Origin of the sequence: Arenimonas sp. (genome assembly GCF_019459675.1) — a bacterium.
Lineage (GTDB): Bacteria > Pseudomonadota > Gammaproteobacteria > Xanthomonadales > Xanthomonadaceae > Arenimonas.
Genome location: NZ_JAIBFH010000274.1, coordinates 1 through 1,857 on the forward strand (window position 1 = coordinate 1; position 1,857 = coordinate 1,857).

The 1,857-nt window shown below is 69.7% G+C and carries 2 protein-coding genes; both read right to left on the bottom strand.

Annotated features, from left to right (window positions below; translation table 11 throughout):
* Window positions 1-46: 46 nt before the first annotated feature.
* A complete protein-coding gene (gene ribB / locus K0M70_RS09200; protein WP_290781524.1) occupies window positions 47-1,138 on the bottom strand; it encodes a 3,4-dihydroxy-2-butanone-4-phosphate synthase in 1,092 nt (363 codons plus the stop codon).
* Complete coding sequence (locus K0M70_RS09205; protein ID WP_290781526.1) at window positions 1,135-1,740, bottom strand: riboflavin synthase; 606 nt, start codon at window positions 1,738-1,740, stop codon at window positions 1,135-1,137. The genes ribB and K0M70_RS09205 overlap by 4 nt, the downstream gene beginning before the upstream one ends.
* Between the last annotated feature and the right edge of the window lie 117 nt (window positions 1,741-1,857).

The following is a 1,857-nucleotide window of genomic DNA, read 5'->3' on the forward strand; positions in this document are numbered from 1 at the left end:
TCTCCGGGGAAAGTTAACCTGACCCCGTTCCTGCCCTGATCTTGGCTCAGGGCGTGACGTATTCGACGACTTCGAGGCCGTAGCCGGCCAGGCCGATCTGGCGGCGCGGCGTGCCCAGCACCCGCAGCTTGCCCAGGCCCAGGTCGGCCAGGATCTGGGCGCCGGCACCGTTGCGGCGCCATTCGCTGGCCTTGGGCGCCTGCGCCTGGGCGCCGCTTTCGGTGATTCGCGCCAGCAGGTCGTCGGGGGTGATGGGCTCGGCCAGCACCACCACCACGCCCTCGCCCGCCTGGGCCACGGCGGCCAGGGCCTGGCTGGCGCTGACGCCGAAATCGGCGCGCTGCCAGTGCAGCACGTCCGAAAGCGGGTTCTTGACGTGCACGCGCACCAGGGTGGGCACGTCGGCACGCGGCTGGCCGTGCACCAGCGCAAAGTGCAGGTCGCGGCTGACGCGGTCGCGGTAGGTCACCAGCTTGAACGCGCCGTGCGCGGTGGTGATGTCGCGCTCGTCCACGCGCTCCACCGTGTGCTCGGTTTCCAGGCGGTAGCGGATGAGCTCCTCGATCGAGCCGATCTTGAGGCCGTGTTCCTTCGCGAACAGCTCCAGCTCGGGACGTCGCGCCATCGAGCCGTCGGCGTTGAGGATTTCCACCAGCACGCCGGCCGGCTCCAGGCCCGCCAGCAGGGCCAGGTCGCTGGCCGCTTCGGTGTGGCCGCTGCGCGTGAGCACGCCGCCGGGCTGGGCCATCAGCGGGAAGATGTGGCCGGGCTGGGTGAGGTGTTCGACGCTGGCATCCGGGCGCACCGCCGTGCGGATGGTGTGCGCGCGGTCGTAGGCGCTGATGCCGGTGGTGACGCCTTCGGCCGCTTCGATGCTGACGGTGAAGTTGGTGTGGTAGGGCGAGTTGTTGTCGCGCACCATCGGGCCCAGGCCCAGCTGGCGGCAGCGCTCGCGCGTCAGCGACAGGCACACCAGCCCCCGGGCGTGGGTCACCATGAAGTTGATGTCGGACGGCTTCACCAGCTCGGCGGCCATGATCAGGTCGCCCTCGTTCTCACGGTCCTCGTCGTCAACGATCACGACCATGCGGCCCTGCCGCAGTTCTTCCAGCAGCTCGGGAACGGTGGCGAAACTCATGCGGATTCCTCGCGGGTGGCCAGCAGGCGCTCGACGTAGCGGGCGATGGTGTCCACCTCAAGATTGACGGCGGCGCCGACGGCGGTTTCGCCGAAGGCGGTGTGGGCGACGGTGTGCGGCACCAGGTTCACTTCGAACCCGACGTCGTCCACGGCGTTGACGGTGAGGCTGACGCCATCCACCGCCACTGAACCCTTGGCGGCAAGATAGCGAAGCACGCCTCGCGGCGCCGTGAAGCGCCAGCGCTGGCTGCGGCCGTCGTCCCAGACCTTGTCCACCGCGCCCAGGCCGTCCACGTGGCCCGACACCAGATGCCCGCCCAGGCGCGTGGTGGGCAGCAGGCTGCGCTCGAGGTTCACCGCGGCACCGATCGGCAAGCCGCCCAGCGTGGTGAGCATGAGGCTTTCGTTGGACACATCGGCGTCGAAACCCTGCGCGTCGAAGGCCACCACCGTGAGGCAGCAGCCGCTGACGGCGATGGACTCGCCCAACTCGATGTCGTGCGCCGGCAGCGCACCCCAGCCGAACCGCAGCCGCTGGTCGCCGCCGCGGACGTCGCGCTGGGTGAGTCGGCCTACGGCCTGGATCAAGCCTGTGAACATAAGGTGTGCGTGCGCAATCGGGCGGGCCGCCATTGTAAGGCTTTGCCCTGCAGCCAGCGCCTCAACGCCCCCACCGCCCCCGGAACGCTGCTATCCGACGCAGGAACGGGGTCAGGT

Excerpts from the sequence above, each read along its gene's own strand:
- K0M70_RS09205 (WP_290781526.1), bottom strand. The coding sequence starts at position 1,740 with ATGTTCACAGGCTTGATCCAGGCCGTAGGCCGACTCACCCAGCGCGAC.
- ribB (WP_290781524.1), bottom strand. The coding sequence starts at position 1,138 with ATGAGTTTCGCCACCGTTCCCGAGCTGCTGGAAGAACTGCGGCAGGGC.